This window comes from Streptomyces sp. NPDC031670, from assembly GCF_055580545.1.
In genome coordinates, this window is record NZ_JBVILC010000005.1 from 91,278 (window position 1) to 114,740 (window position 23,463).

Annotated in this window: 23 protein-coding genes, 5 tRNA genes and 1 pseudogene; 6 read left to right on the forward strand and 23 right to left on the reverse strand. The window is 71.7% G+C overall.

Annotation, left to right across the window (positions count from 1 at the left end; translation table 11 throughout):
- Positions 1-65: 65 nt before the first annotated feature.
- The 5 genes from ACZ5ID_RS11950 to ACZ5ID_RS11970 form a co-directional block, all read right to left on the reverse strand.
- The gene (locus ACZ5ID_RS11950) at positions 66-1,193 is read right to left on the reverse strand and encodes an ATP synthase F0 subunit B (protein ID WP_468896377.1); all 1,128 of its coding nucleotides are present in this window, start codon (positions 1,191-1,193) and stop codon (positions 66-68) included.
- 96 nt (positions 1,194-1,289) lie between these two features.
- The gene (gene coaD, locus ACZ5ID_RS11955) at positions 1,290-1,772 is read right to left on the reverse strand and encodes a pantetheine-phosphate adenylyltransferase (RefSeq protein WP_358833541.1); all 483 of its coding nucleotides are present in this window, start codon (positions 1,770-1,772) and stop codon (positions 1,290-1,292) included.
- A gap of 20 nt (positions 1,773-1,792) precedes the next feature.
- The gene (gene rsmD / locus ACZ5ID_RS11960; RefSeq protein ID WP_468896380.1) at positions 1,793-2,377 is read right to left on the reverse strand and encodes a 16S rRNA (guanine(966)-N(2))-methyltransferase RsmD; all 585 of its coding nucleotides are present in this window, start codon (positions 2,375-2,377) and stop codon (positions 1,793-1,795) included.
- 107 nt (positions 2,378-2,484) lie between these two features.
- Positions 2,485-4,713 (reverse strand): ATP-dependent DNA helicase RecG, encoded by a 2,229-nt coding sequence (gene recG / locus ACZ5ID_RS11965; protein ID WP_468896383.1) that lies wholly within the window; start codon positions 4,711-4,713, stop codon positions 2,485-2,487.
- Positions 4,714-4,819: 106 nt separating this feature from the next.
- Positions 4,820-6,433 carry a DAK2 domain-containing protein gene (locus ACZ5ID_RS11970; RefSeq protein ID WP_468896386.1) on the reverse strand — a complete coding sequence of 538 codons (1,614 nt, stop codon included), beginning with the start codon at positions 6,431-6,433 and terminating at the stop codon, positions 4,820-4,822.
- Between the two features lie 243 nt (positions 6,434-6,676).
- Between ACZ5ID_RS11970 and rpmB the strand changes: the two genes are divergently transcribed.
- Positions 6,677-6,862: a 50S ribosomal protein L28 gene (gene rpmB, locus ACZ5ID_RS11975; protein ID WP_003957616.1), complete on the forward strand. Its 186-nt coding sequence runs from the start codon at positions 6,677-6,679 to the stop codon at positions 6,860-6,862.
- A 134-nt stretch (positions 6,863-6,996) separates the two neighbouring features.
- On the opposite strand, the gene thiD is transcribed toward rpmB, so the two are convergent.
- On the reverse strand, positions 6,997-7,827 hold the full coding sequence (gene thiD, locus ACZ5ID_RS11980; protein ID WP_468896389.1) for a bifunctional hydroxymethylpyrimidine kinase/phosphomethylpyrimidine kinase: 831 nt from the start codon (positions 7,825-7,827) through the stop codon (positions 6,997-6,999).
- Complete coding sequence (locus ACZ5ID_RS11985) at positions 7,824-8,786, reverse strand: thiamine-phosphate kinase (RefSeq protein WP_468896392.1); 963 nt, start codon at positions 8,784-8,786, stop codon at positions 7,824-7,826. Before ACZ5ID_RS11985 ends, thiD begins: the two co-directional genes overlap by 4 nt.
- Before the next feature lie 248 nt (positions 8,787-9,034).
- Between ACZ5ID_RS11985 and ACZ5ID_RS11990 the strand changes: the two genes are divergently transcribed.
- Positions 9,035-9,268, forward strand: a complete 234-nt coding sequence (locus ACZ5ID_RS11990) for an Lrp/AsnC family transcriptional regulator (protein WP_064070330.1) — start codon at positions 9,035-9,037, stop codon at positions 9,266-9,268.
- A 20-nt stretch (positions 9,269-9,288) separates the two neighbouring features.
- Positions 9,289-9,771: a DUF3515 domain-containing protein gene (locus tag ACZ5ID_RS11995; RefSeq protein ID WP_406553907.1), complete on the forward strand. Its 483-nt coding sequence runs from the start codon at positions 9,289-9,291 to the stop codon at positions 9,769-9,771.
- Between the two features lie 34 nt (positions 9,772-9,805).
- Here the strand turns inward: ACZ5ID_RS11995 and ACZ5ID_RS12000 are convergent, their stop codons facing one another.
- Genes ACZ5ID_RS12000 through ACZ5ID_RS12010 form a run of 3 tightly spaced genes read right to left on the reverse strand, consistent with a single transcriptional unit; the run spans position 9,806 to position 12,769 of the window.
- A complete protein-coding gene (locus ACZ5ID_RS12000; RefSeq protein ID WP_468896396.1) occupies positions 9,806-10,972 on the reverse strand; it encodes a D-alanine--D-alanine ligase family protein in 1,167 nt (388 codons plus the stop codon).
- A gap of 34 nt (positions 10,973-11,006) precedes the next feature.
- Positions 11,007-12,020: an NAD(P)H-dependent glycerol-3-phosphate dehydrogenase gene (locus ACZ5ID_RS12005; protein WP_468896399.1), complete on the reverse strand. Its 1,014-nt coding sequence runs from the start codon at positions 12,018-12,020 to the stop codon at positions 11,007-11,009.
- Positions 12,017-12,769 (reverse strand): lysophospholipid acyltransferase family protein, encoded by a 753-nt coding sequence (locus ACZ5ID_RS12010; protein WP_468896402.1) that lies wholly within the window; start codon positions 12,767-12,769, stop codon positions 12,017-12,019. The genes ACZ5ID_RS12005 and ACZ5ID_RS12010 overlap by 4 nt, the downstream gene beginning before the upstream one ends.
- A gap of 237 nt (positions 12,770-13,006) precedes the next feature.
- Between ACZ5ID_RS12010 and cofC the strand changes: the two are divergent.
- Positions 13,007-13,600 (forward strand): annotated as a pseudogene (gene cofC, locus ACZ5ID_RS12015) (2-phospho-L-lactate guanylyltransferase); the annotation flags it as partial.
- Between the two features lie 392 nt (positions 13,601-13,992).
- Here the strand turns inward: cofC and ACZ5ID_RS12020 are convergent.
- The 4 genes from ACZ5ID_RS12020 to leuC all read right to left on the reverse strand — a co-directional run bounded on the left by ACZ5ID_RS12020 (position 13,993) and on the right by leuC (position 17,325).
- Positions 13,993-14,682, reverse strand: a complete 690-nt coding sequence (locus ACZ5ID_RS12020) for an HU family DNA-binding protein (RefSeq protein WP_468896404.1) — start codon at positions 14,680-14,682, stop codon at positions 13,993-13,995.
- Between the two features lie 143 nt (positions 14,683-14,825).
- Positions 14,826-15,053 (reverse strand): SCO5555 family protein, encoded by a 228-nt coding sequence (locus tag ACZ5ID_RS12025; RefSeq protein WP_358837315.1) that lies wholly within the window; start codon positions 15,051-15,053, stop codon positions 14,826-14,828.
- Between the two features lie 247 nt (positions 15,054-15,300).
- Positions 15,301-15,894, reverse strand: coding sequence for a 3-isopropylmalate dehydratase small subunit (gene leuD, locus ACZ5ID_RS12030; RefSeq protein ID WP_468896408.1), 594 nt, complete (start codon positions 15,892-15,894; stop codon positions 15,301-15,303).
- A gap of 6 nt (positions 15,895-15,900) precedes the next feature.
- Positions 15,901-17,325 (reverse strand): 3-isopropylmalate dehydratase large subunit, encoded by a 1,425-nt coding sequence (gene leuC / locus ACZ5ID_RS12035; protein WP_468896410.1) that lies wholly within the window; start codon positions 17,323-17,325, stop codon positions 15,901-15,903.
- A gap of 171 nt (positions 17,326-17,496) precedes the next feature.
- Between leuC and ndgR the strand changes: the two genes are divergently transcribed.
- Entirely contained in the window at positions 17,497-18,213 is a 717-nt protein-coding gene (gene ndgR / locus ACZ5ID_RS12040) for an IclR family transcriptional regulator NdgR (RefSeq protein ID WP_005311436.1), read from the forward strand.
- Positions 18,214-18,361: 148 nt separating this feature from the next.
- Here ndgR and ACZ5ID_RS12045 read toward each other — a convergent pair whose 3' ends face one another.
- The gene (locus ACZ5ID_RS12045; protein ID WP_468896413.1) at positions 18,362-18,844 is read right to left on the reverse strand and encodes a DUF4188 domain-containing protein; all 483 of its coding nucleotides are present in this window, start codon (positions 18,842-18,844) and stop codon (positions 18,362-18,364) included.
- Positions 18,845-18,945: 101 nt separating this feature from the next.
- Here ACZ5ID_RS12045 and ACZ5ID_RS12050 point away from each other — a divergent pair, with 101 nt between their 5' ends.
- A complete protein-coding gene (locus ACZ5ID_RS12050; protein WP_468896416.1) occupies positions 18,946-19,593 on the forward strand; it encodes a MerR family transcriptional regulator in 648 nt (215 codons plus the stop codon).
- A gap of 80 nt (positions 19,594-19,673) precedes the next feature.
- Here the strand turns inward: ACZ5ID_RS12050 and ACZ5ID_RS12055 are convergent.
- The 8 genes from ACZ5ID_RS12055 to ACZ5ID_RS12090 all read right to left on the reverse strand — a co-directional run bounded on the left by ACZ5ID_RS12055 (position 19,674) and on the right by ACZ5ID_RS12090 (position 23,346).
- Positions 19,674-19,746 (reverse strand) — tRNA-Glu (locus tag ACZ5ID_RS12055).
- 51 nt (positions 19,747-19,797) lie between these two features.
- Positions 19,798-19,869 (reverse strand) — tRNA-Gln (locus ACZ5ID_RS12060).
- Between the two features lie 16 nt (positions 19,870-19,885).
- A tRNA-Glu gene (locus ACZ5ID_RS12065) sits at positions 19,886-19,958 on the reverse strand.
- A gap of 62 nt (positions 19,959-20,020) precedes the next feature.
- Positions 20,021-20,093: transfer RNA gene (locus tag ACZ5ID_RS12070), tRNA-Glu, on the reverse strand.
- Positions 20,094-20,134: 41 nt separating this feature from the next.
- A tRNA-Gln gene (locus tag ACZ5ID_RS12075) sits at positions 20,135-20,206 on the reverse strand.
- Between the two features lie 89 nt (positions 20,207-20,295).
- Positions 20,296-21,015 (reverse strand): HAD family hydrolase, encoded by a 720-nt coding sequence (locus tag ACZ5ID_RS12080; protein ID WP_468896419.1) that lies wholly within the window; start codon positions 21,013-21,015, stop codon positions 20,296-20,298.
- Positions 21,016-21,083: 68 nt separating this feature from the next.
- A complete protein-coding gene (gene gltX / locus ACZ5ID_RS12085; protein WP_468896421.1) occupies positions 21,084-22,562 on the reverse strand; it encodes a glutamate--tRNA ligase in 1,479 nt (492 codons plus the stop codon).
- Positions 22,555-23,346 carry a fumarylacetoacetate hydrolase family protein gene (locus ACZ5ID_RS12090; protein WP_468896423.1) on the reverse strand — a complete coding sequence of 264 codons (792 nt, stop codon included), beginning with the start codon at positions 23,344-23,346 and terminating at the stop codon, positions 22,555-22,557. The genes gltX and ACZ5ID_RS12090 overlap by 8 nt, the downstream gene beginning before the upstream one ends.
- Positions 23,347-23,463 lie beyond the last annotated feature (117 nt).

Genomic DNA, 23,463 nt, shown 5'->3' on the forward strand with positions numbered 1-23,463 from the left:
CCCACGGCCCCGCCCCGGAGGGGGCGCGGAGCCGTGCGGCCCCGGGCTCCCCTCGCGCGCGGCGCTCAGCGGCCCTGCTCGTACTGCCGCAGCTGTTCGAGGTCGATCATGCTCGTGTCGAAGAGGCTGGTCTCGTCGAGCGCGGGCTGTTGCGGGTGCGCGGTCTGCCGGCCGTAGTCCTGGCCGTGCCCGCCCTGCTGGTCGTGGTGGGCCTGGCCCTGGTCGTGCGCCTGGCCCTGCCCCTGTTCCCGGCCGTACGCCTGGGGGTCGTAGGCGTACGGGTCCTGCTGCTGCGGGTCGTAGCCGTACTGGGCGTACTGCTGCTGGGGCTGCTGGTAGGCGTACGGGTCCTGCTGGGCCTGCGGCTGGGCCTGGGCCTGTCCGTAGCCGTACGGGTCGTAGACCTGGGCGGGGACCCCGGCCTGCTGGGGCTGCTGGACCTGTGCGGTCTGCGGCTGCGGGTCGGCCAGCTCGGCCAGGCCCGCCAGGTAGTCCGCGTCGCTGGTGTGGCCGCCGAGGGCGCCCGCGGCGTCCTGGGCGGCCATGTGGGCACCCAGCTCGTCCGAGGCGATCCGTCCGTGCAGCTTCTCGCGGCCCCGGCCCACGGCCTCCAGTGTCTTGGCGAGGACGGCCTCGAAGGCGCCGAGCTTGGCGTCGACGTACTCGTCGGCGCGCTGGATGAGCGTCTGGGGGTCCGCGCTGTACTCGGGCGCGTCCGCGTCCGCCTGCCCCTGCTCGTCGAGGCCCGGGCCCCGGCCGAGGAGCTTCTCCCGGCCCCGGTCGACCGAGCCGATGGTCTTGGTGAGGACGACCTCGAAGTTGGCCAGCTTGGAGTCGACGTAGTCGTCGGCCTCGGCGCGGATCTCCTCGGCCTCGCGCTTGGCGTCGGCGAGGATGCGGTCGGCCTCGTCCTGGGACTGGCGGGCGACGGCCGTGTCGGAGATCAGCGTGCCGCGCTGGGCGTGTGCGGACTCGATGATCCGCTCGGCCTCCTGGCGGGCCTGCTCGACCAGCTGCTCACGGCCGCCGATCAGCTCCTGGGCCTGGGCTAGGGAGCCGGGCAGGGCCTGGCGCACCTCCTCCAGGAGCGCGAGCAGCTCGGCGCGGTTGACCACGCACGAGGCCGACATGGGCATGGAGCGGGCACCGGCGACGACGTCGACGATCTCGTCCAGCTTCTTCTGCACGTCCACCGTGGGCTCGCCACTCTCTACGACTGGTTGGGAGACGGACGGGACGACTGTAAGGCCAGTCGGGGCCCGCCCGACACCAGCTGACGGTTAGTCAGCTCAGCGCTGTTCGGCGATCCGCGCCACGAGGGCGTCGTGGACGGTCGCGGGCAGCAGGTGGGAGACGTCCCCGCCCCAGGCCGCGACCTCCTTGACCAGCGACGACGACAGGAAACTGTAGGTCGGGTTGGTGGGCACGAAGAGGGTCTCGACGCCCGAGAGGCCGTTGTTCATCTGGGCCATCTGCAGCTCGTAGTCGAAGTCGCTGACCGCGCGCAGGCCCTTCACGATGGCTGGGATGTCGCGCTGCTTGCAGAAGTCGACCAGCAGGCCGTGGAAGGACTCGACCTCCACGTTGCCGAAGTCGGCGGTCACCTCGCGGATCAGGTCGATCCGCTCGTCGATGGTGAACAGGCCCTTCTTCGACTGGTTGATCATCACCGCGACGTGCACGACGTCGTACAGCTTCGAGGCCCGGGCGATGATGTCGAGGTGTCCATTGGTGATGGGGTCGAACGATCCCGGACAGACGGCACGGCGCAACTGAAGTCCCTCGCTCCCGGTCATGGTGCGTCTTCGCACGTAGAGGCGGCGCGACCGTACCAAAGCGTGCCCTCGCCGTAACGGCGGGCCCGCAGCGGCTCGAACCCCTGGGGCCAGCCGAATTCCCCGCCTCTGGTGCTGCGCTCCACGGTGACCAGGCACGCGTCGGCGAGCCACCCCTGAGTGCGGAGTGTGAGGAGGATCTCGCGAAGATCGTCATCGGTGACCGCGTACGGCGGGTCGAGGAACACCACGTCGAAGGGGGTTTCGGGGGCGGGGCCCGCAATGATCTGTTCCGCTTTTCCGTTACGTACCTCCGCGCCCGGAAGGCCCAGTACGCGCACGTTGTCGCGGACGGTCTTCACGGCCCGCGCGTCGGCCTCGACCAGCAGCGCGTGCGAGGCGCCCCGGGAGAGCGCCTCCAGGCCGACGGCGCCCGACCCGGCGTACAGATCGGCGACCCGGATGCCCTCCAGTGTGCCGAGCAGGGCCTCCCAGGTGGAGAAGAGCCCCTCGCGCGCGCGGTCGGAGGTGGGGCGGGTGCCGTTGCCCGGCGGAACGGCCAGGCGGCGTCCGCCGGCCCGGCCGGCGATCACGCGGGTCATCTGAGTCCTTGTCGGTGTACGGGTGTCACTGGTGTCCCCCAGTTTCTCAGAACCCGGCGCGGACGCGGCCCGCGCGCCCCACCGGTCAGTCCTCGTCGCGGTGCGGCTCAGCCCTTGTCGAGGTACTGCTCCCGGTCCTTGTCCAGCAGCGCGTCCAGGGCCGTCCGCAGCGCGGGCAGCCCCTCCAGGTCCGGGTCCCGGCTCACCACCGCCACCGCCTCCTCGCGGGCCGCCGCGATCACCTCCTCGTCCTCGATGACCGCGAGCATCCGCAGCGAGGAGCGCACCCCGGACTGGGCCTGGCCCAGCACATCGCCCTCGCGCCGCTGCTCCAGGTCGATCCTGGAGAGCTCGAAGCCGTCCAGGGTCGCCGCCACCGCGTTCAGCCGGGCCCTGGCCGCGCTCGCCTCCGGCATCTCGGTGACCAGCAGGCACAGACCCGGGGCGGAGCCGCGCCCGACACGGCCGCGCAGCTGGTGCAGCTGCGAGACGCCGAACCGGTCCGCATCCATGATCACCATCGCGGTGGCGTTGGGCACGTTCACCCCGACCTCGATGACCGTCGTCGCGACCAGCACGTCCACCTCGCCGGCCGCGAACCGGCGCATCACGCCGTCCTTGTCGTCGGGCTGCATCCGGCCGTGCAGGACCTCCACGCGCAGCCCCTGGAGCGGGCCCGCGCGGAGCTGTTCCGCCATGTCGAGCACGGCGAGCGGCGGGCGCTTCTCCGCCTCGTCCTCGGCCGCCTTCTTCTTCGCGGCCTTCTTCTCGTCCTCGTCGGCCGGGTCGCCGATGCGCGGACACACCACGTACCCCTGGTGGCCCTTGGCGACCTCCTCGCGGACCCGCTCCCAGGCGCGGGCCAGGAAGTGCGGCTTGTCCTGGGCGGGGACGACATGGCTGGCGATGGGCGAGCGCCCGGCCGGGAGCTGGTCGAGGACGGAGGTCTCCAGGTCGCCGAAGACGGTCATCGCCACCGTGCGCGGAATGGGGGTGGCGGTCATCACCAGGAGGTGCGGGGTCCGCCGCTCCCCCCGGGTGTGCCCCTTGCCGCGCAGGGCGTCGCGCTGCTCGACGCCGAAGCGGTGCTGCTCGTCCACCACGACCAGGCCCAGATCGTGGAACTGCACCTTGTCCTCGATCAGCGCGTGCGTGCCGATCACGATCCCGGCCTCGCCGGTGACGAGGTCGAGCAGGGCCTGCCGGCGGGCGGGGACGCCCATGGAGCCGGTGAGCAGCACGACCTTCGTACCGAGGTCGGAGCCGCCCAGCATGCCGCCCTCGGCGAGCTCGCCCATCATCTCGGTGATGGAGCGGTGGTGCTGCTGGGCGAGGACCTCGGTGGGGGCGAGCATCGCGGCCTGGCCGCCGGAGTCGACCACGGCGAGCATCGCGCGCAGGGCGACCATCGTCTTTCCCGAACCGACCTCGCCCTGGAGCAGGCGGTGCATCGGGTGTTCGGTCGCCAGGTCGCCGAAGATCTCCGCGGACACGTTCCGCTGGCCGTCGGTGAGGGTGAAGGGCAGCTTGGCGTCGAAGGCGTCGAGCAGGCCGCCGGGGACGGGGCGGCGGGCCACGGCGGGCAGTTGCGCGTCCGCGTACCGCCGCCGGGCCAGGGCGACCTGGAGGACGAACGCCTCGTCCCACTTCAGCCGCTGGCGCGCCTGCTCCACGTCGTCCTTGGTGTGCGGCCGGTGGACCTTGAGCAGCGCCTCGGGCAGCGGCACGAATCCCCGGCCCTCGCGCAGGGACGCGGGCAGCGGGTCGACGGCCTCCCGGGCGCTGGGCAGCACCGCGTCGACCGCCTTGGCGATCTTCCAGGACTCCAGGCCCTTGCAGGCGGGGTAGATCGGGATGAGCGCGCCCGCCCAGGAGTCGACCACCTCGGCGGAGTCGCCGTCCTCGTCGCCGTCGGCGGCCAGCTTCGCGTACGTGGGGTGGGCGAGCTGGAGGCGGCGGTTGAACATCGACACCTTGCCCGCGAACATCGCGCGGCTGCCGGGCAGCAGTTCCTTGTGCGGCTTGTGGATGCCCCGGCCGAAGAAGACCAGCTGGAGGCGGCCACTGCCGTCGGTGATCGTGATCTCCAGGCGCTGGCCGCGGCCTCCGTTGAAGGTGTGCACGCGCGCGTCGGCCACCTGCGCCACCACCGTGACGTCCTCGTCGAGGGGCAGCTCGGCCAGTCTGGTGAGCTGGCCGCGCTCCTCGTACCGCCGCGGGTAGTGGTGCAGGAGGTCGCCGACCGTGTGCAGGTCGAGCTGCTCGGCCAGCACCTTCGCGGTGGGTCCGCCGAGCAGCTTCTTCAGTGGTTCTTCGAGCGCGGGCACGCGGTCCATTGCACACCACGCCACTGACATCCCGCAGGAGGCCCCGGCCCCTGTGGACAACTCGGGGGACGACTCGGTGGACGACTCGGCGCGGTGCGACCGCTCGCCCGGCCGGTCACTCCACGCCGATGAGCAGCGGGGAGCTCTGGTTGCCGCCCTCGTAGACGACCGTGTCGACCGCGAGATGGGCCTCGCGCACATGGGCCTCGATGCCCGGGGCCAGCTCCGCCGGGGTGTCGGCGGCCCGTACCAGGGTGACCAGCTCGCCGCCCGCGGCCAGCATCCGGTCGAGGACGGCGACGGCGGTACGGCCCAGGTCCTGGCCGATCACGGCGACATCGCCGTCGATGAGGCCCAGCACGTCGCCGGCCTGGCAGATGCCCGCCGTGGTCCACGACTGCCGCTCGGCGACGGCCAGTTCCGCGTACCGGGTCGCGCCGGCCGCCGCGGTCATCGCCACCACGTCCTCGTCGAAGCGGCGGTCGGGGGCGTGCACCGCGAGCGCGGCGAGGCCCTGGACGGCGGACCGGGTGGGGATGAGCGCGACCCGTACGCCCTCGGCGCGGGCCTGCTCCACGGCGACGGCGGCGGTGTGGCGCAGCTCGGCGTCGTTGGGCAGCAGGACCACCTCGCGCGCGTGGGCGCGGCGGATCGCGTCGACGAGCTCTCCGCTGGCCGGGGGCTCACCGGGCCGGGCCAGGACGGCGGTCGCCCCGGCCTCGGCGCACAGCCCCGCCAGGCCCTCGCCGGGCACCACCGCGACGACGGCCCGCTGGACCTGTTCGCGCGGCTCGGGGTGCGCGCCGAAGTGGGTGATGCGGATCCGGTACGGGCGGCCCGCCTCCACGCCCGCCTCGACGGCCGCGCCCGCGTCGTCCACATGGACGTGGACGTTCCACAGGCCGTCGCCGCCGACGACCACCAGGGAGTCCCCCAGCGCGTCCAGCCGGCCCCGCAGCCGTGCCACCGCCTCGTCGTCCGCCTCCAGGAGGTAGATCACCTCGAAGGCGGGTCCGGCGGTCTCCGCGCCCTGGGCGTCCTCGGCGGGGCAGCCGGGCCCGTCGAGCGGCGCGCGCGTCTCGTGCCGTACGGCCGGAACCTCACCGGAGAGCGCCTGCGCCAGCGCCCCCAGGACCGTCACCAGACCCCAGCCGCCCGCGTCCACGACCCCGGCGCGGCCCAGCACCGCGAGCTGGCCGGGTGTCCTCTCCAGGGCCCGCCGGGCGCCCGCGTAGGCCGCGCTCGCGACGGCCGCCGCGTCTCCGTCCGCCGCGCCGTCGGCGTCCCCAGCGGCCCGGGCCGCCTCGGCCGCGGCCGTCGCCACCGTCAGGACCGTGCCCTCCACGGGGTGCGCGACCGCCTCGTACGCCGACTCGGCCGCCCTGCGCAGGGCCCCGGGGAGGTCCGTGCCGCGTTCGGTGAGGACCTCGGCCATACCGCGCAGCAGCTGGGAGAGGATCGTGCCGGAGTTGCCGCGGGCGCCCAGAAGGGCGCCGTGGGCCATGGCCCGTATGACGTCGGCCGTCTCGGGCACCTCGGTGTACGCGGCGAAGACCGCCTCGACCGCCTGGTGGGCGGACTCGACGGTCAGATAGAGATTGGTGCCGGTGTCCCCGTCCGCGACGGGGTAGACGTTGACCGCGTCGATCTCCTCGCGGTCCCGCCCGAGCCCGTCCAGAGCCAGCGAGCACCAGGTGCGTACCGCGACGGCGTCGAGAGTCTGCGGCACCTGGTGTCCTCCTAGAGCGGCCGGTGAGCTGCGGGCCAGCAGCAGGGTAGACCCGGGGAGGGGCTCGGACCCGGGGAGGGGGGAGGCCCCGGTCATGGTAGTTTCGTATCTCGGGAGCAGCCGTTGTATGCTGCTTCGGTTGCCCGGCGAGAGTCGGGCCATTCCCCCGGCAAGCCACCTCAGATCTCTGATCCGGTGCGCCGGATTTCACTGTAAGTGCATCTGAAGTCTTTGGAGTGACCCGTGGCTGCCAACTGCGACGTCTGCGGCAAGGGGCCGGGCTTCGGCAACAACATTTCGCACTCGCACCGCCGTACGTCTCGTCGCTGGAACCCGAACATCCAGCGTGTGCGTGCCGTGGTCGGTCGGACGCCGAAGCGGCTCAACGTCTGCACCTCGTGCATCAAGGCCGGCAAGGTCTCGCGCTAACGCCGACGTTTCGTCGTAGCGCAGCCTTTCCGGTTGCCCAGAATGCCGGTCCACCCTCGGGTGGGCCGGCTTTCTGTCGTTCTCGGGCGGCTGCGGTCCGCTTCGGGGGGCTGCCGCGCGATTTCCCGTGCCCTTCAGGCGGGCTCCCGCGCCTCTCGCCCGGTGCGCAGCCGCCAGCCGTGGTCGACCGGGCCGATCCCCGCCCCCAGGGCGAAGCCCGACGCGATCGCCGCCGTCACGTACTCCTTCGCCGCCCGCGCCGCCTCCGGGACCGGCGCCCCCTTGGCCAGGGACGACGCCAGCGCCGAGGCCAGGGTGCAGCCCGTGCCGTGGGTGTGGCGGTTGTCCCGGCGAGGGGCCCGGAGCCAGTGCTCCTCGGCGCCGTCCGTGAGCAGGTCCACCGCCTGCGGTGACGCCGAGCCCGCCAGGTGGCCGCCCTTGATCAGGGCCCAGCGCGGGCCGAGGGCGAGGATCGCCTCCGCCGCCCGCCGCATCCCGTCCTCGTCCTCCACCCGTACGCCCGTGAGCTGCGCCACTTCGTCCAGGTTCGGCGTGGCCACCGTCGCCGCCGGCAGCAGCCGCCGGCGTACCGACTCCAGCGCCTCGGCGGCCAGCAGCGCGTCGCCGTGCTTGGAGACGCCCACGGGGTCCACGACCACCGGCGCGTCCGTGTCCGCGAGGAGCTCCGCCACGGTCTCCACCAGGACTGCCGAGGAGAGCATCCCCGTCTTCACGGCCTGGACGCCGATGTCGTCGACGACCGAGCGGTACTGCGCCCGGACCGCCTCGGCGGGCAGCTCCCAGGCACCCTGGACGCCGAGCGAGTTCTGCGCGGTCACCGCGGTGATCACACTCATCCCGTGGACGCCCAGGGCCAGCATCGTCTTGAGGTCGGCCTGGACGCCGGCGCCGCCGCCGGAGTCGGAGCCGGCGACGGTCAGCACCCGGGGCGGCGCGGTGTTCACTCCGCGTCCCCGAAGTGGTCCCAGCCGCCCTTGGCGGTCCAGGGGGCCCCGTCGACCGTCACCTGGGGCAGCGCGGAGGGGTTGAGGACCTCCCCGATGACCCTCCAGCGGGCGGGGAGCTTCACGTCCGGCGGGAAGGTCGCGACGATCGCGTGGTCCTCTCCCCCGGTCAGCACCCACTGGAGCGGGTCGACGCCGACCGCCTGGCCGATGTCGCTCATCTGCGTCGGGATGTCGATCAGGCCCGAGCGCAGGTCGATACGGACCTTGCTCGCCTCCGCGATGTGCCCGAGGTCCGCCACCAGGCCGTCGCTGACGTCCGTCATGGCGGTGGCGCCGAGACCGGCGGCGGCCGGCCCCGCGTGGTACGGCGGCTCCGGGCGGCGGTGGGCCTCCACGAAGGCGCGCGGCGAGCGGAAGCCGCGCGAGAGGATCGCGTAGCCCGCCGCCGACCAGCCCAGCCAGCCGGTGACCGCGACCACGTCGCCGGGCTGCGCGCCGCCGCGGGTCACCGGCTCGTGGTTGCGCAGGTCGCCGAGGGCGGTGATGGCGACGGTGATGGTGTCGCCGCGCACCACGTCGCCGCCGACCACGGCCGCCCCCGCGACCTGGCACTCGTCGCGGATGCCGTCCATCAGCTCGACCGGCCAGGTGGCCGGGAGCTCGGCCGGGACGACGAGCCCGAGCAGCAGCGCGGTGGGGACCGCGCCCATGGCGGCGATATCGGCCAGATTCTGCGCGGCGGCCTTGCGGCCCACGTCGTACGCGGTCGACCAGTCGCGCCGGAAGTGGCGGCCCTCCAGAAGGATGTCCGTGCTCGCCACCACCCTGCGGTCGGGTGCGGTCACGACCGCGGCGTCGTCGCCGGGGCCGATCCGTACCGCGGGGGTCGAGGTGAGCCGGGAGGTCAGCTCCCTGATGAGCCCGAACTCCCCCAACTCGCCCACAGTGCCTCTCACCGTGCCACCTCTCATCCTCGTACCCCTTGGGACCCGGCGCGCTCGCGGTCGCGAGCCGTCACCTCGGTGGGTACCGTCAACTCATACGTCAACTTCTGCCGCGCGCACGCGGATGTGCGAGCGCCCGCGCCTGCGCGGTACTCCCGCGGGCGCACGGCGACGCGATACCGTGGCGTCTCTTTCCTCCCCCCTTGGGCCTCCCCGCCGTAGGGAGGGGACATGATCCTCGTGGCCGCCCTGGAGGTTCCGTGGTACAGGCGTACATCCTCATCCAGACCGAGGTGGGCAAGGCGTCGACCGTCGCCGAGACCATCGCAAAGATTCCGGGGGTGATCCAGGCCGAGGACGTCACCGGGCCGTACGACGTGATCGTGCGCGCCCAGGCCGACACGGTCGACGAGCTGGGCCGCATGGTGGTCGCCAAGGTCCAGCAGGTGGACGGGATCACCCGCACCCTGACCTGCCCGGTGGTTCATCTGTAGCCCCCGCTTACCCTTGGCCGGTGACTTCCTCTCGCCGCCGGTCCCTCCTCCTGCCCGCAGCCGCACTCGCCCTGCTGGCCGCCGCGGGCTGCTCCTCCACGGACGCGAAGGCGACGATCACGGTTCCCAGCCCGCCGAAGGAGACCGCCGCGCTCTGCGGCGCGCTGCACAAGGCGCTGCCCCAGAGGCTCGACGGGCTCGGGCGGAACGATCCCAGCCCGGCGTCGGAGCTGACCGCCGGGTGGGGCGATGACGGGATCGTACTGCGCTGCGGGATCGACCGGCCGGAGAAGATGAACGATCCCGAGGCGGACGGGGTGACCGTGGACGGCGTCAACTGGCTCCTGGAGCAGTCGAAGGGCGGCTTCCGCTTCACCACGACCTATCGCAAGGCGTATGTGGAGGTCACCCTGCGGACGGCGGCCGGGAAGCCCGCCGGAGACATCGGGTGGCTCACCCAGCTCGCCGGACCGGTCAAGAAGACGGTTCCGGCGAGCCTGTAGCGCCCCGCGCCGGGCGCGGACGCGCGGCCGGCGGCTAGCGCAGGCCCGTCGAGCGCCGCAGCGCCGCCTCGATCAGGCGGTCCACCAGCTCCGCGTAGTCCACGCCCGTCGCCTCCCACATCCGCGGGTACATGGAGATCGGCGTGAACCCCGGCATCGTGTTGATCTCGTTGATCACGAACTCGCCGTTCTCCTGAAGGAAGAAGTCCGCGCGGACCAGGCCCTCGCAGGACGCGGCCTCGAAGGCCTCCACGGCGAGCCGGCGGACCTCGGCGGTCGCCTCGGCGCCGATCGGCGCGGGCACGATGCCGTCGGCCGAGTCGATGTACTTCGCCTCGAAGTCGTAGAAGGCGTGGTCGCTCACCGGCGGGATCTCGGCCGGCACGCTCGCGCGCGGCCCGTCCTCGAACTCCAGGACGCCGCACTCGATCTCCCGGCCCCGCAGCAGCGACTCCACCAGGAACTTGGGGTCGTGGCGCCGCGCCTCCTCGATGGCCTCGTCCAGACCGTCGAAGGAGTCGACCTTGGTGATGCCGAAGGAGGAGCCCGCCCGGGCCGGCTTGATGAACAGCGGCCAGCCGTGCTCGCCCGCGAACGCGGCGATCCGCTTGCGGGCGCCCTGCTCGTCCTGCTCCCACTCGCGCGGGCGGATCACCAGGTAGGGGCCGACGGCCAGCCCGAAGGAGGTGAACACCCGCTTCATGTAGTCCTTGTCCTGGCCGACCGCCGAGGCGAGGACGCCCGAGCCGACGTAGGGGACGCCGGAGAGTTCGAGCAGGCCCTGAAGGGTGCCGTCCTCGCCGTACGGGCCGTGCAGCACCGGGAAGACGACGTCGACCTCGCCGAGCGCCTTGGGGACCGCGCCGGGCTCGCTGAACACCACCTCGCGGTTGTTCGGGTCCACCGGGAGCACCACGGCGCCCTCGGCGGACTCGGCGAGCTCGGCGACGCTGGGCACCTTGCGGTCGGAGATGGCCATCCGCTCGGGCTCGTCGGCGGTGAGCGCCCAGCGGCCGTCCGTCGTGATGCCGATGGGCAGCACGTCGTACTTCGTACGGTCGATGGCGCGCAGCACGGCACCGGCGGTGACGACCGAGATGCCGTGCTCGGAGCTGCGGCCACCGAACACGACGGCCACCCGCGGCTTGCGCGGCTGCTGGGTGCTCGATTCAGGGCTCTGGGGGAGGTTCTCGCTGCTCATATCGCGATGAGCGTACCCGTTCGACCCGTGTGGTTCAGCGCCGCTCGGGCTTGGCGCTGCGCGACATCAGCTCCTTGAGCGCGACGACCGGCGGCTTGCCCTCGTGGACGATCCCGACGACGGTCTCGGTGATGGGCATGTCGACGCCGTGGCGGCGGGCCAGATCGAGCACGGACTCGCAGGACTTGACGCCCTCGGCGGTCTGCCGGGTGACCGCGATGGTCTCCTGGAGCGTCATGCCCCGGCCCAGGTTGGTGCCGAAGGTGTGGTTGCGCGAGAGCGGCGAGGAGCAGGTGGCGACGAGGTCGCCCAGGCCCGCGAGGCCGGAGAAGGTGAGCGGTTCGGCGCCCATGGCGAGGCCGAGCCGGGTGGTCTCGGCCAGGCCCCGGGTGATGAGCGAGCCCTTGGCGTTGTCGCCCAGGCCCATGCCGTCCGCGATGCCGACGGCGAGCCCGATGACGTTCTTCACCGCGCCGCCGAGCTCGCAGCCGACGACGTCGGTGTTGGTGTACGGGCGGAAGTACGGGGTGTGGCAGGCGGCCTGGAGGCGCTGGGCCACGGCCTCGTCGCGGCAGGCCACCACGGCGGCGGCGGGCCGGCGCTGGGCGATCTCCTTGGCGAGGTTGGGGCCGGTGATCACGGCGACGCGGTCGGCGGGGACCTTGGCGACCTCCTCGATCACCTCGCTCATCCGCTTGGCGGTGCCGAGTTCGACGCCCTTCATCAGCGAGACGAGGACGGTCCCGGGCGCGAGCAGCGGCGTCCAGGCGGCGAGGTTGCCGCGCAGGGTCTGCGAGGGCACGGCGAGGACCGTGAAGTCGGCGTCGGCGGCGGCCTCGGCGGGATCGCTGGTGGCCCGTACCGCGGCGGGCAGTTCGATGCCCGGCAGGTAGTCGGGGTTGGTGCGGGTGGTGTTGATGGCCTCGGCGAGTTCGGGGCGGCGGCCCCAGAGGGTCACCTCGCAGCCCGCGTCGGCGAGGACCATGGCGAACGCCGTACCCCAGGAGCCGTTGCCGAATACTGCTGCCTTGGTGGCGGCGTGCGTCACTTGGTGCCCTCCCCGGCGGCCTTGCGGCGCAGCTGTGCGCGGACTTCGCGCGGATCGTACGGCTTGGCCGGGGCGCTCTCGCCCCGGATCTCCTCCAGCTGGCGGGTGACCGCGGCCATGATGGCCTCGGTCGCCTCGCGCAGCACCTCGGGGGTGGGCTCCTTGTCGTAGAAGCGCGCGAGGTCGACCGGCGGACCGGCCTTCACCTGGAGGGTCTTGCGGGGGAAGAAGCGGACCTTCTTCTCCTTGGCGTAGGGCGGCATCGCCAGGTTGGCGCCCCACTGGGCGACCGGGATGACCGGCGCCTTCGTCTGCATGGCGGCGCGCGCCACCCCGGTCTTGGCGGTCATCGGCCACATGTCGGGGTCGCGGGTGAGGGTGCCCTCGGGATAGAAGACGACGCATTCGCCCCGCTCGATCGCCTCGACGGCGGCCCGGAAGGCGCCGAAGGCGTTGGAGGACTCGCGATAGACCGGAATCTGGCCGGTGCCGCGCAGCAGGGGTCCCACCACCGGCACCTTGAAGAGCGCGGCCTTGGCGAGAAAGCGGGGCACCCGTCCGGTGTTGTACTGGAAGTGCCCGTAGGAGAACATGTCGAGATAGGAGTTGTGATTGACGGCGGTGATAAAGCCACCGTCCTCCGGGATGTTCTCCATTCCGTGCCAGTCCCGCTTGAAAAGCACCACCAGTGGAGGTTTGGCGATGACCGCTGCCAGGCGGTACCAGAAGCCGATTCTGCGGCGGGACACTCGGAGCACCTTCCTCTAGGACAGACCACTGTCGGCCACCACGCGACTTGCGCAGGGAGCAAGTGTCGCCCCGGCCCTCCGGTCTGTCGAGAACACCGTACGCCCCGACCGTGCGGGGGCCGCTCCTGGCCGGGTGACAATGGGCACCGTGCTGTCCAGCGGCTGTCCGTTCGACCGGCGGGGAGCGACGAGAGCGAGGGGGACGTCACGAACACCGCATCAACGGGCCGCTGGTCGCTGGTCGTGCCGCTGAAGCCGTTGACGCTGGCGAAGAGCAGGCTCACGGCCGCCGTCGGCGCGGCGCTGCGGCCCCGGCTCGCTCTGGCGTTCGCCCTGGACACCGTGGGAGCGGCCCTCACCTGCCCGGCGGTACGGGATGTGGCGGTCGTCACGGATGATCCGCTGGCGGGCGCGGAGCTGGCCGCGCTGGGCGCCCGCGTCGTCGCCGACCGCCCGCGCGCGGGCCTCAACGCCGCCCTCGCGCACGGGGTGTACACGGTGCGGCGGGCGCGCCCGGGGGCGGCGGTCGCGGCCCTCAACGCGGATCTGCCCGCGTTGCGGCCGGCGGAATTGGCGCGGGTACTGGATGCCGCCTCCGTATTTCCGCGCGCATTTCTGGCCGATGCGGCAGGAATCGGGACGACATTTCTTTCGGCCGCCCCCGGAGTGGATTTGGCCCCCGCATTCGGCGGCCCCTCCCGGGCCGCGCATTCGGCGTCGGGTGCGGCGGAAATCGTGCTGGCCGGCGTGGACTCGGTGCGCCGGGACGTGGACACCGGAGCGGACCTGCGGATCGCGCTGGCGCTGGGCGCGGGGCCCGCGACCGGGGCGCTGCGGGACGCGGTGGAGGCCGTCCCCGGGTACCGGCGCCGGGGCGGGAGCGCCGCCCGCCGGGGCACTAGGCTGCCAGCCATGCAGGCGACCGCGTACACATACGACTTCGAGACCCGCAGCGGCAGTGTGCTGCTCGACGACGGCACCCCGGTGGACTTCGGGGCCGAGGCCTTCGACGCGGGTGGCCTGCGGCTGCTGCGGGTGGGCCAGCGGGTCCGTATCGAGACGGAGGGCGAGGGCGCGTCCCTGCGGATCACCCTGGTGACGCTGCAGACCTTCTGAGCCCGGGCCCCGCGGGCCGGGGCATGGGGCGTGAGGCGTGGCCGACACGCCGCGGGCCGGGCTCCCCGAGGGGAGCCCGGCCCGGCGCGTGAGCCGTCCGGCGGTGCCTACTTCTTGCGGGCGGTCGTCTTCTTGGCGGTGGTGGTCTTGCGCGCGGTGACCTTCTTGGCGGGCGCCTTCTTCGCGACGGTCTTCTTCGCGGGCGCGGTCTTCTTGGCCGTGGCCTTCTTGGCGGTGGTGGCCTTCTTGGCCGGGGTCGCCTTCTTCGCCGTCGCCGTGGTCTTCTTGGCGGCGCCGGCGGTGGTGGTCTTCTTGGCCGCCGTGGTCTTCTTCACGGCCGGGGTGGCCTTCTTGGCGGTGGTCTTCTTGGCCGCCGTGGTCTTCTTCGCGGCGGTCGTCTTCTTGGCGGCGGTGGCCTTCTTGGCCGCGGCCTTCTTCACCGTGCTGCGGGTGGAGGTGCCACCCGAGAGGCTGCCCTTGGGCGCCTTCTTCACGGCGACCTCGTCGCCCTTGGGGAGCTTCTTCGAGCCGCTGACCAGGTCCTTGAAGCCCTGACCCGCACGGAAGCGCGGAACCGAGGTCTTCTTGACCCGCACGCGCTCACCCGTCTGCGGGTTGCGGGCGTACCGGGCCGGACGGTCCACCTTCTCGAACGAACCGAAACCGGTGACCGAGACCCGGTCGCCCGCGACGACGGCCCGGACGACCGCGTCCAGAACCGCGTCCACGGCGTCCGCGGCCTGCTGACGGCCGCCGAGCTTGTCGGCAATCGCTTCTACGAGCTGCGCCTTGTTCACGTCTTCCCCTTCGGAGACATTGCCGGAACGAATCTGTTCTGGCTTTTTCGCACGTTAGGCAGATATATACCGCAAATCAAACACGAAACGGGCTAATCACCCTAGTGCCGCAACGAAGTCGGCTTCACCGAACTCCTTGTGACTCAGTCGCCTTCGGGGAATCGGCCCTCTTCGAGGTCCTTCATCAACCGCTCCAGACGCCTTGCCGCATCGGCGAGATCGTGTTTGGCAGCCGCTGTGATGACCAGCAGCTTCCGGGACAGCGCCATCCGTACGCCCTCCGGGACTTGCAGTTCGCGCACGACTGTGTGCGCTTCTTTCAGCCGGTCCGCGACGAGCCGGTAGAGCTCGAGTTGGCTGTCGCGTTCCATGCGCCGATTGTGCCATCTGGGGCGAGTTGTCGCCTCCGGCGGGGGCAACTGAGGGATTCCGGGCGGCTTCCGGCAACCCAACGACCCCCGATCGCGCAAGACTCAATCCGGCCATCTGCTGTGCAGCCTAGGCTAGTTGACGCCACCCTGACACCCCGCAACGCAACACGCCCCCTGTCCCGAAAGACAGAGGGCGTGTTGGGCCGAAAGACTGCCCGGGGTCCGCCCAAGAGGCGGCCCCGGCCGGTCAGACGAGCGAGGTGCTGGGCTTGTGGGAGGGCCGCTTCGCCTCGTACGCGGCGATGTCGGGCTCGTTCTGGAGCGTGATGCTGATGTCGTCCAGGCCGTTCAGCAGCCGCCAGCGGGCGTTCTCGTCGAGCTCGAAGGCGGCCGTGACACCCTCCGCGCGGACCTGGCGGTCCTGGAGGTCCACCGTGATCTCGGCGTTCGGGTCGCGCTCCGTCAGCTCCCAGAGCGCGTCCACGACTTTCTGGTCGAGGACCACGGTGAGCAGGCCGTTCTTCAGCGAGTTGCCCCGGAAGATATCGGCGAACCGGGACGAGATCACGGTTTTGAAGCCGTAGTTCTGCAGCGCCCACACGGCGTGCTCGCGCGACGATCCGGTACCGAAGTCGGGGCCCGCGACCAGCACCGACGCCCCCTCGCGCTCGGGCTTGTTCAGCACGAACTCCGGGTCCTTGCGCCAGGCCTCGAACAGTCCGTCCTCGAAGCCGTCCCGGGTGACCTTCTTCAGCCAGTGGGCCGGGATGATCTGGTCGGTGTCGACATTGGAGCGGCGCAGCGGGACGGCCCGGCCGGTGTGCGTGGTGAAAGCTTCCATGGCTGATCAGACTCCAGCGGGCGTACGGGCGTCGGACAGGTCGGCGGGGGACGCCAGGTGGCCGAGAACCGCCGTTGCGGCGGCGACCTGCGGCGACACCAGATGGGTGCGACCGCCCTTGCCCTGCCTGCCCTCGAAGTTGCGGTTGGAGGTGGAGGCGGAGCGCTCGCCCGGGGCCAGCTGGTCGGGGTTCATGCCCAGGCACATCGAGCAGCCCGCGTGCCGCCATTCGGCGCCGGCGGCGGTGAAGACCTTGTCCAGGCCCTCCTCGACGGCCTGCAGGGAGACCCGCACCGAGCCCGGCACGACCAGCATCCGTACGCCGTCGGCGACTTTGCGGCCCTGGAGGATCGAGGCCGCCGCGCGCAGGTCCTCGATGCGGCCGTTGGTGCACGAACCTACGAAGACGGTGTCGACGTCGATGGCGCGCAGCGGCTGCCCTGCCGTCAACCCCATGTACTCCAGCGCCTTTTCGGCGGCCAGGCGCTCCGAAGCGTCTTCGTACGAAGCCAGGTCGGGGACGTTCGCCGAAAGCGGGGCGCCCTGGCCCGGGTTGGTGCCCCAGGTGACGAACGGCGAGAGCTCGGTGGCGTCGATGACGACCTCGGCGTCGAAGACCGCGTCCTCGTCCGTCTTCAGCGTCTGCCAGTACGCGACGGCCTCGTCCCAGTCGGCGCCCTCGGGGGCGTGCGCACGGCCCTGGAGGTAGTCGAAGGTGGTGCGGTCGGGGGCGATCATGCCCGCCCGGGCGCCGGCCTCGATCGACATGTTGCAGATGGTCATCCGGGCCTCCATCGAGAGCTTCTCGATGGCGGAGCCGCGGTATTCCAGGACGTAGCCCTGGCCGCCGCCGGTGCCGATCCTGGCGATGATGGCCAGGATCAGGTCCTTGGCGGTGACGCCGTCGGGCAGCTCGCCCTCGACGGTGATGGCCATGGTCTTGAACGGGGCCAGTGGCAGGGTCTGGGTGGCGAGCACATGCTCTACCTGTGAGGTGCCGATCCCGAACGCCAGGGCCCCGAAGGCGCCGTGCGTGGAGGTGTGCGAGTCGCCGCAGACCACGGTGGTGCCGGGCTGGGTCAGACCCAGCTGCGGTCCCACCACGTGGACGACGCCCTGCTCGACGTCGCCGAGCGGGTGCAGCCGCACGCCGAACTCGGCGCAGTTCTTGCGCAGTGTCTCCAGCTGCGCCCGGGAGACCGGGTCGGCGATGGGCTTGTCGATGTCGAGGGTCGGGGTGTTGTGGTCCTCGGTGGCGATGGTGAGGTCGAGGCGCCGCACCGGACGGCCGCTCTTGCGCAGCCCGTCGAAGGCCTGCGGGCTGGTCACCTCGTGCAGCAGGTGCAGATCGATGAAGAGGAGGTCGGGCTCGCCCTCGGCGCGCCTGACGACATGGTCGTCCCAGACCTTCTCCGCGAGTGTCCTACCCATCGCTTTCCCTCCGGCCGGCGTCGTCGCCGGCCCAACTAGAGACCGGGTGTACCGCCGGGCCCCCGGGACCGGACGGTGGCTGCGGCCGTTGTGCGGACCGCCAGTACAGGTTCGCAAGTTCCGGAGAAAATTGAACTTGCGTTTCACAGAGTGAGACGCGAGTATCGTTTCATGGACAACTCTAGCGGCGTCGGCGTTCTCGACAAGGCGGCTCTCGTCCTGAGCGCCCTGGAGTCCGGTCCGGCCACCCTCGCGGGGTTGGTCGCGGCCACCGGACTCGCACGACCCACGGCACACCGCCTTGCCGTGGCACTGGAACACCACCGGATGGTGGCGCGGGACATGCAGGGCCGGTTCATCCTCGGCCCGCGGCTCGCGGAGCTCGCGGCGGCGGCCGGCGAGGACCGTCTGCTGGCCACGGCCGGCCCGGTGCTCACGCATCTGCGCGACGTCACCGGCGAGAGCGCGCAGCTCTACCGCCGGCAGGGCGACATGCGGATCTGCGTGGCGGCGGCCGAGCGGCTGTCCGGACTGCGGGACACCGTGCCGGTCGGCTCGACCCTGACGATGAAGGCGGGCTCCTCCGCCCAGATCCTGATGGCCTGGGAGGAGCCGGAGCGCCTGCACCGGGGGCTCCAGGGCGCCCGCTTCACGGCGACGGCCCTGTCGGGCGTACGGCGCCGGGGCTGGGCCCAGTCGATCGGCGAGCGCGAGCCGGGCGTGGCCTCGGTCTCGGCGCCGGTGCGCGGTCCGTCCAACCGCGTGGTGGCGGCCGTCTCGGTCTCCGGGCCGATCGAGCGCCTGACCCGTCACCCGGGCCGGATGCACGCGCAGGCGGTCATCGACGCCGCCGCGCGCCTGTCCGAGGCCCTGCGCCGCAACGGCTAGCCCGCCCTCCGTCCGTCTCCGGCCCACCGCTCCAGCGCCGCAGCGGTGGGCCGGAGGCGCGTCCGGGCCCCTTCAGCGGCTCTCCGCGCCCCCGGAAGACCCGGAGGCCCCGCATGCCCCGGACGCCCGGACGCCCCGGCGGAGCCGCCTACGCCTCGACCGGGTCCCCCGCCCGGTCCCCCCGGCGTCCCGCCGGCACCACGCCCGTAGCCCTGCCGAGACCGAACTCCGGCATGCCGTTGTAGACCGTCTCGTACGAGCCCGCCGGGACGAGGTACATCTCGTGCCAGATCCCCACGGCGCCCTTCGCCCCGCGCGCGCGGCGGTTGAAGGCGGCCCAGGCCGGGCGGTGCTCCTTGCCCTGCGCGTAGGCGTAGGCCATGAGCTTCTCCTTGGACTCCCAGTACTGCACGACCGCCAGGGTGCGCGGTCCGGCCAGGACGGACTGGTGGCCGAGCAGTCCGCTGCCCTCGTCCCCGGCGAGCTCCTGCAGCATCCGGGGCATCGCGGACATCACCGGCAGCCAACTGCGCAGGGCACGGAAGCGGTTGACACGCATCCCGATGAGGAAGACCACCACGTCCCCCTCGGCCGCGGCGGCCATACGTCCTTCGATCGGCTTCGCGCTCATGACAGTCCCCCATGACGTGACGGTTGCTCGGGCCGTGCAGTGGATAGCGTCACTATCCAATGGTTGGATAGTGGCACTCCCCAAGGAAAGGCGCAAGGGATATGAGGCTGGCCGAGCTGAGCGAGCGGAGCGGGGTCCCCGCGGCGACGATCAAGTACTACCTGCGCGAGGGCCTGCTCCCGCCGGGCGAGCGGGTCACCGCCACCCAGGCCGACTACGACGCCTCCCACCTCCAGCGGCTCAAGCTGGTGCGGGCACTGATCCAGGTGGGGCGGGTGCCGGTGGCCGTCGCCAAGGACGTCCTCGCGGCCCTGGAGGACGACACCCTGGACCACCACTCCCGGCTCGGCGTCGCCGTGGAGGCCCTGCCGCACGCCCCGGAGCCCGGCCCCGCCGACCCGTACGCGCGGGCGGCGCGCGCGTCGGTGGACGCGCTGATCGAGGATCTCGGCTGGCAGTACGGCGGCTCGGACCCGCACGGCCGCTCGGGCGCGTATCTGACGCTGCTCACCGCGGTGACCGCGCTCGCCCGCCTCGGATACCCCTGCGGGACCGAGGAGTTGGCGTCGTACGCGGCGGCGGCGACGCAACTGGCGGTCACCGACCTGGACTTGGTGGAGCGCTGGGACACCCCCGCCGAACAGGTCGAGGCGGCCGTGGCGTTGACCGTGCTGTACGAGCCGGTACTGCTGAGTCTGCGGCGCCTGGCCCAGGCGCAGGAGTCGGCGCGGCGCTTCGTCCGGCCATGACGCGCACCCCCGGGGGCTGCCCGCCCCCGGGAACGCGGAAGGGGCCCGGCACACATGGTGTGCCGGGCCCCTTCCTCACGTACCCCCGACCGGATTCGAACCGGCGCTACCGCCTTGAGAGGGCGGCGTGCTAGGCCGCTACACAACGGGGGCGTGTTGATCCCTGAGGATCGGCGACCGCATGTCTTTCGATCATGCGATCTGCTGGGCTACCAGGACTCGAACCTAGAATGACGGTACCAGAAACCGTAGTGTTGCCAATTACACCATAGCCCATGGTGGTTTAGACCAGTACCCCCGACCGGATTCGAACCGGCGCTACCGCCTTGAGAGGGCGGCGTGCTAGGCCGCTACACAACGGGGGCCCTAGCGATCCTGCATGAGAGTCAGCGGGTGCGACCCGGACTGTCCCCCTGGGAAGGATCTGTACCCCCGACCGGATTCGAACCGGCGCTACTGCCTTGAGAGGGCAGCGTGCTAGGCCGCTACACAACGGGGGCTTTGCGGATCTGGAATCCGCGGTGCAGATAAGCTCTGCGAGCTGGCCTACCAGGACTCGAACCTAGACTAACGGAACCAGAAACCGTCGTGCTGCCAATTACACCATAGGCCACCGGAACACCATCCCCACCGGGGATCCTGCTCGGCTTGCGCTGTCGGTCCCGGGCTTTTCTTCCCGCTCCCCTCGGCGCAGGAAGAACATTACCCGAAGGTGTCCGGCGCTCCAAAACGGGTATCCCGGCGCAGCAGGCCGGGGAGCTCCTCCAGGCCCGTGATCCGCACCAGTTCGGGCCTGCCCCCCAGCCCGTTGCGGTCCAGCCAGATCCCCAGGAGCCCGGCCTCCACCGCGCCGCGCGCGTCGATGTCCGGCTGGTCGCCCACGTACGCGACCTCCTCGGGGGCCAGCGCCAGGGCCTCGCAGGCCGCGTGGAAGGCCCCCGCGTCGGGCTTGGAGATCCCCAGCTCGGCCGCGCACACCACCGCCTCGAAGCGGTCGCGTACGCCCAGGACCTGGAGCTTGCGCTCCTGGTGGCGGAGGGAGGAGTTGGACAGGACCGCGTGCCGGTAGCCGCCGGCCAGCAGGTCAAGGGCGGGCACGGTGTCCGGGAAGAGCGACCAGGCGGCCTCGTAGTGGGCCATATGGCGCTCGAACCAGGTTTCGGCGTCGGGGTCGCTCAGCTCGGCGCCGAGGAAGGCGCGCACCCGGTCGCGTCGCTGGCCCTCCCAGTCGGTCTCCCCCGCGGCGAACCGCGCCCAGTGGTACGCGGTGAGCTCGTCCCAGGCCGCGAGCGCCTGCTCCATCGAGGCGTACGCGACGGGCAGCCCCTCGGTCTCCAGATGGGCGTTCATGCCGCTGCGGGCGGCCGAGGCGTAGTCGAAGATCGTGTCGTCGATGTCCCAGAGGACGGCGCGGACGGTCATGCCACGACGGTACGCCGAAGGGGCGTCGGCCGACCGGCCCACGCCCCTTCGGGACATACGTCAAGCGACTATGCCGCCAGCTTCGCCAGCGCCGCGTCGATGCGGGCCAGCGTCTTCTCCTTGCCCAGGATCTCCAGGGACTCGAAGAGCGGCAGACCGACCGTACGGCCGGTGACGGCGACACGGACCGGGGCCTGCGCCTTGCCGAGCTTGAGCCCGTGCGCCTCGCCGGCGGCCAGGACGGCCTCCTTGAGGGACTCCGGGGAGGACCAGTCGGCCGACGCCAGCTTCTCGCGGGCCGTGCGCAGCAGCGCGTCCGAGCCCTCCTTCATCGCCTTGGTCCAGGACGCCTCGTCCTGGACCGGCTCCTTCAGGAAGAGGAAGTCGACGTTGGCCGTGATGTCCGACAGGACGGTCACCCGGGTCTGGGCGTGCGGCGCGATGGCCTCCCAGGCGGCGCGGTCGAAGTCCTCGGGCGCCCAGTTGGCGTGCGGGGCGGTCAGCCACGGCTCGCAGGCGGCCGTGAACGCCTTCACGTCCAGCATGCGGATGTGGTCGGCGTTGATCGACTCGGCCTTCTTGAGGTCGAAGCGCGCCGGGTTGGCGTTGACGTCCGCGACGTCGAACCTCGCGACCATGTCGGAGAGCGAGAAGACGTCCTGGTCGGCCGAGAAGGACCAGCCGAGGAGGGAGAGGTAGTTGAGCAGGCCCTCCGGGAGGAAGCCGCGCTCGCGGTAGACGTTCAGGGACGCCTGCGGGTCGCGCTTGGAGAGCTTCTTGTTGCCCTCGCCCATCACGTACGGCAGATGGCCGAAGACCGGGGTCTCCTTGGCCACGCCCAGCTCGATGAGCGCCTTGTAGAGCGCGATCTGCCGCGGGGTGGAGGAGAGCAGGTCCTCGCCGCGCAGGACGTGGGTGATCTCCATCAGGGCGTCGTCGACCGGGTTGACCAGCGTGTAGAGCGGGGCGCCGTTGGCGCGGACGATGCCGTAGTCCGGCACGTTGTCCGGGGTGAAGGTCAGCTCGCCGCGGACCAGGTCCGTGAAGGTGATCGGCTCGTCGGGCATCCGGAAGCGGACGATGGCCGTGCGGCCCTCCGCCTCGTACGCCGCCTTCTGCCCGTCGCTCAGCTCGCGGCAGTGGCCGTCGTAGCCCGACGGCCTCCCCGCGGCGCGGGCCGCCTCGCGGCGCTGGTCGAGCTCCTCGGTGGTGCAGTAGCAGTGGTACGCGTAGCCGCCCGCGAGCAGCTTCCCGGCCACGTCCTGGTAGATGTCCATCCGCTGGGACTGGCGGTACGGGGCGTGCGGGCCGCCCAGCTCCGGGCTCTCGTCCCAGTCCAGGCCGAGCCAGCGGAAGGAGTCCAGGAGCTGCTCGTACGACTCCTCGGAGTCGCGCGCAGCGTCGGTGTCCTCGATGCGGAAGACGATGGTGCCGCCCACGTGCCGGGCGTACGCCCAGTTGAACAGGGCGGTCCGGACCAGGCCCACGTGCGGGTTGCCGGTCGGGGAGGGACAGAAACGTACGCGGACGTTCGTCGCGTTAGCCACGCTTGATCACCTTGTTGGTGAGAGTGCCGATGCCTTCGATGGTGACGGCGACCTCGTCGCCGGGGTTGAGGGGGCCGACCCCGGCGGGGGTGCCGGTGAGGATGACGTCGCCGGGGAGCAGCGTCATGGCCTCGGTGATGTGGACGACCAGGTCCTCGATGGAGCGGATCATGTCGCTCGTGCGGCCCAGCTGGCGCTGTTCTCCGTTGACCGTCGCCTGGATCGTGAGATCGGTGGGGTCGAGGTCGGTCTCCACCCAGGGGCCGAGCGGACAGGAGGTGTCGAAGCCCTTGGCGCGGGCCCACTGCTTCTCGCGCTGCTGCACATCGCGCGCGGTGACGTCGTTGGCGCAGGTGTAGCCGAAGATGACGTCCTTGACGCGCTCGCGCGGGACCTCGCGGCACATGCGGCCGATCACCACGGCCAGCTCGGCCTCGTGGTGCAGCTCCTCGGAGAAGGAGGGGTACTCGATCGCGTCGCCGGAGCCGATCACCGAGGTGGTGGGCTTGAAGAAGGCGACGGGCGCCTCGGGGCGCCCCTGGTCGTCGACGATGGCGTTGCCGAGCTCCTTGGCGTGCTCCGCGTAGTTGCGGCCGATGGCCACGACCTTGTTCGGCAGCACCGGCGGCAGCAGCCGGACCTTGCTCAGCGGGACCTTGGTCCCGGAGAGCTCGAAGTCGGCGTACGGAATGCCCTTGATGATGTCGAGCACGGGCCCCTGCGGGGTGTCCTCGACCGCGCCGAAGGCGACATTGCCGTCGATGGAGAATCTGGCGATGCGCACGGGATGCTGTCGCCCCTCACTTGGTCGCTGGCTGGAGACTGACGCTCCAGGCTAACGCGGGTGAGGGGGCGACCCGCGCTTCGAGGACGCCGTCCGGGCCGGTGGGAGCGCCCGGTG

Bases quoted from the DNA above. Each gene is read 5' to 3' on its own strand.
- ACZ5ID_RS12080 (WP_468896419.1), bottom strand. From the start codon at position 21,015: ATGACCGTCCGCGCCGTCCTCTGGGACATCGACGACACGATCTTCGAC.
- rsmD (WP_468896380.1), bottom strand. From the start codon at position 2,377: ATGACCCGCGTGATCGCCGGCCGGGCCGGCGGACGCCGCCTGGCCGTT.
- ndgR (WP_005311436.1), top strand. From the start codon at position 17,497: ATGGACAACTCTAGCGGCGTCGGCGTTCTCGACAAGGCGGCTCTCGTC.
- leuC (WP_468896410.1), bottom strand. From the start codon at position 17,325: ATGGGTAGGACACTCGCGGAGAAGGTCTGGGACGACCATGTCGTCAGG.
- ACZ5ID_RS12025 (WP_358837315.1), bottom strand. From the start codon at position 15,053: ATGGAACGCGACAGCCAACTCGAGCTCTACCGGCTCGTCGCGGACCGG.
- ACZ5ID_RS12050 (WP_468896416.1), top strand. From the start codon at position 18,946: ATGAGGCTGGCCGAGCTGAGCGAGCGGAGCGGGGTCCCCGCGGCGACG.
- leuD (WP_468896408.1), bottom strand. From the start codon at position 15,894: ATGGAAGCTTTCACCACGCACACCGGCCGGGCCGTCCCGCTGCGCCGC.
- ACZ5ID_RS12045 (WP_468896413.1), bottom strand. From the start codon at position 18,844: ATGAGCGCGAAGCCGATCGAAGGACGTATGGCCGCCGCGGCCGAGGGG.
- recG (WP_468896383.1), bottom strand. From the start codon at position 4,713: ATGGACCGCGTGCCCGCGCTCGAAGAACCACTGAAGAAGCTGCTCGGC.
- ACZ5ID_RS12000 (WP_468896396.1), bottom strand. From the start codon at position 10,972: ATGAGCAGCGAGAACCTCCCCCAGAGCCCTGAATCGAGCACCCAGCAG.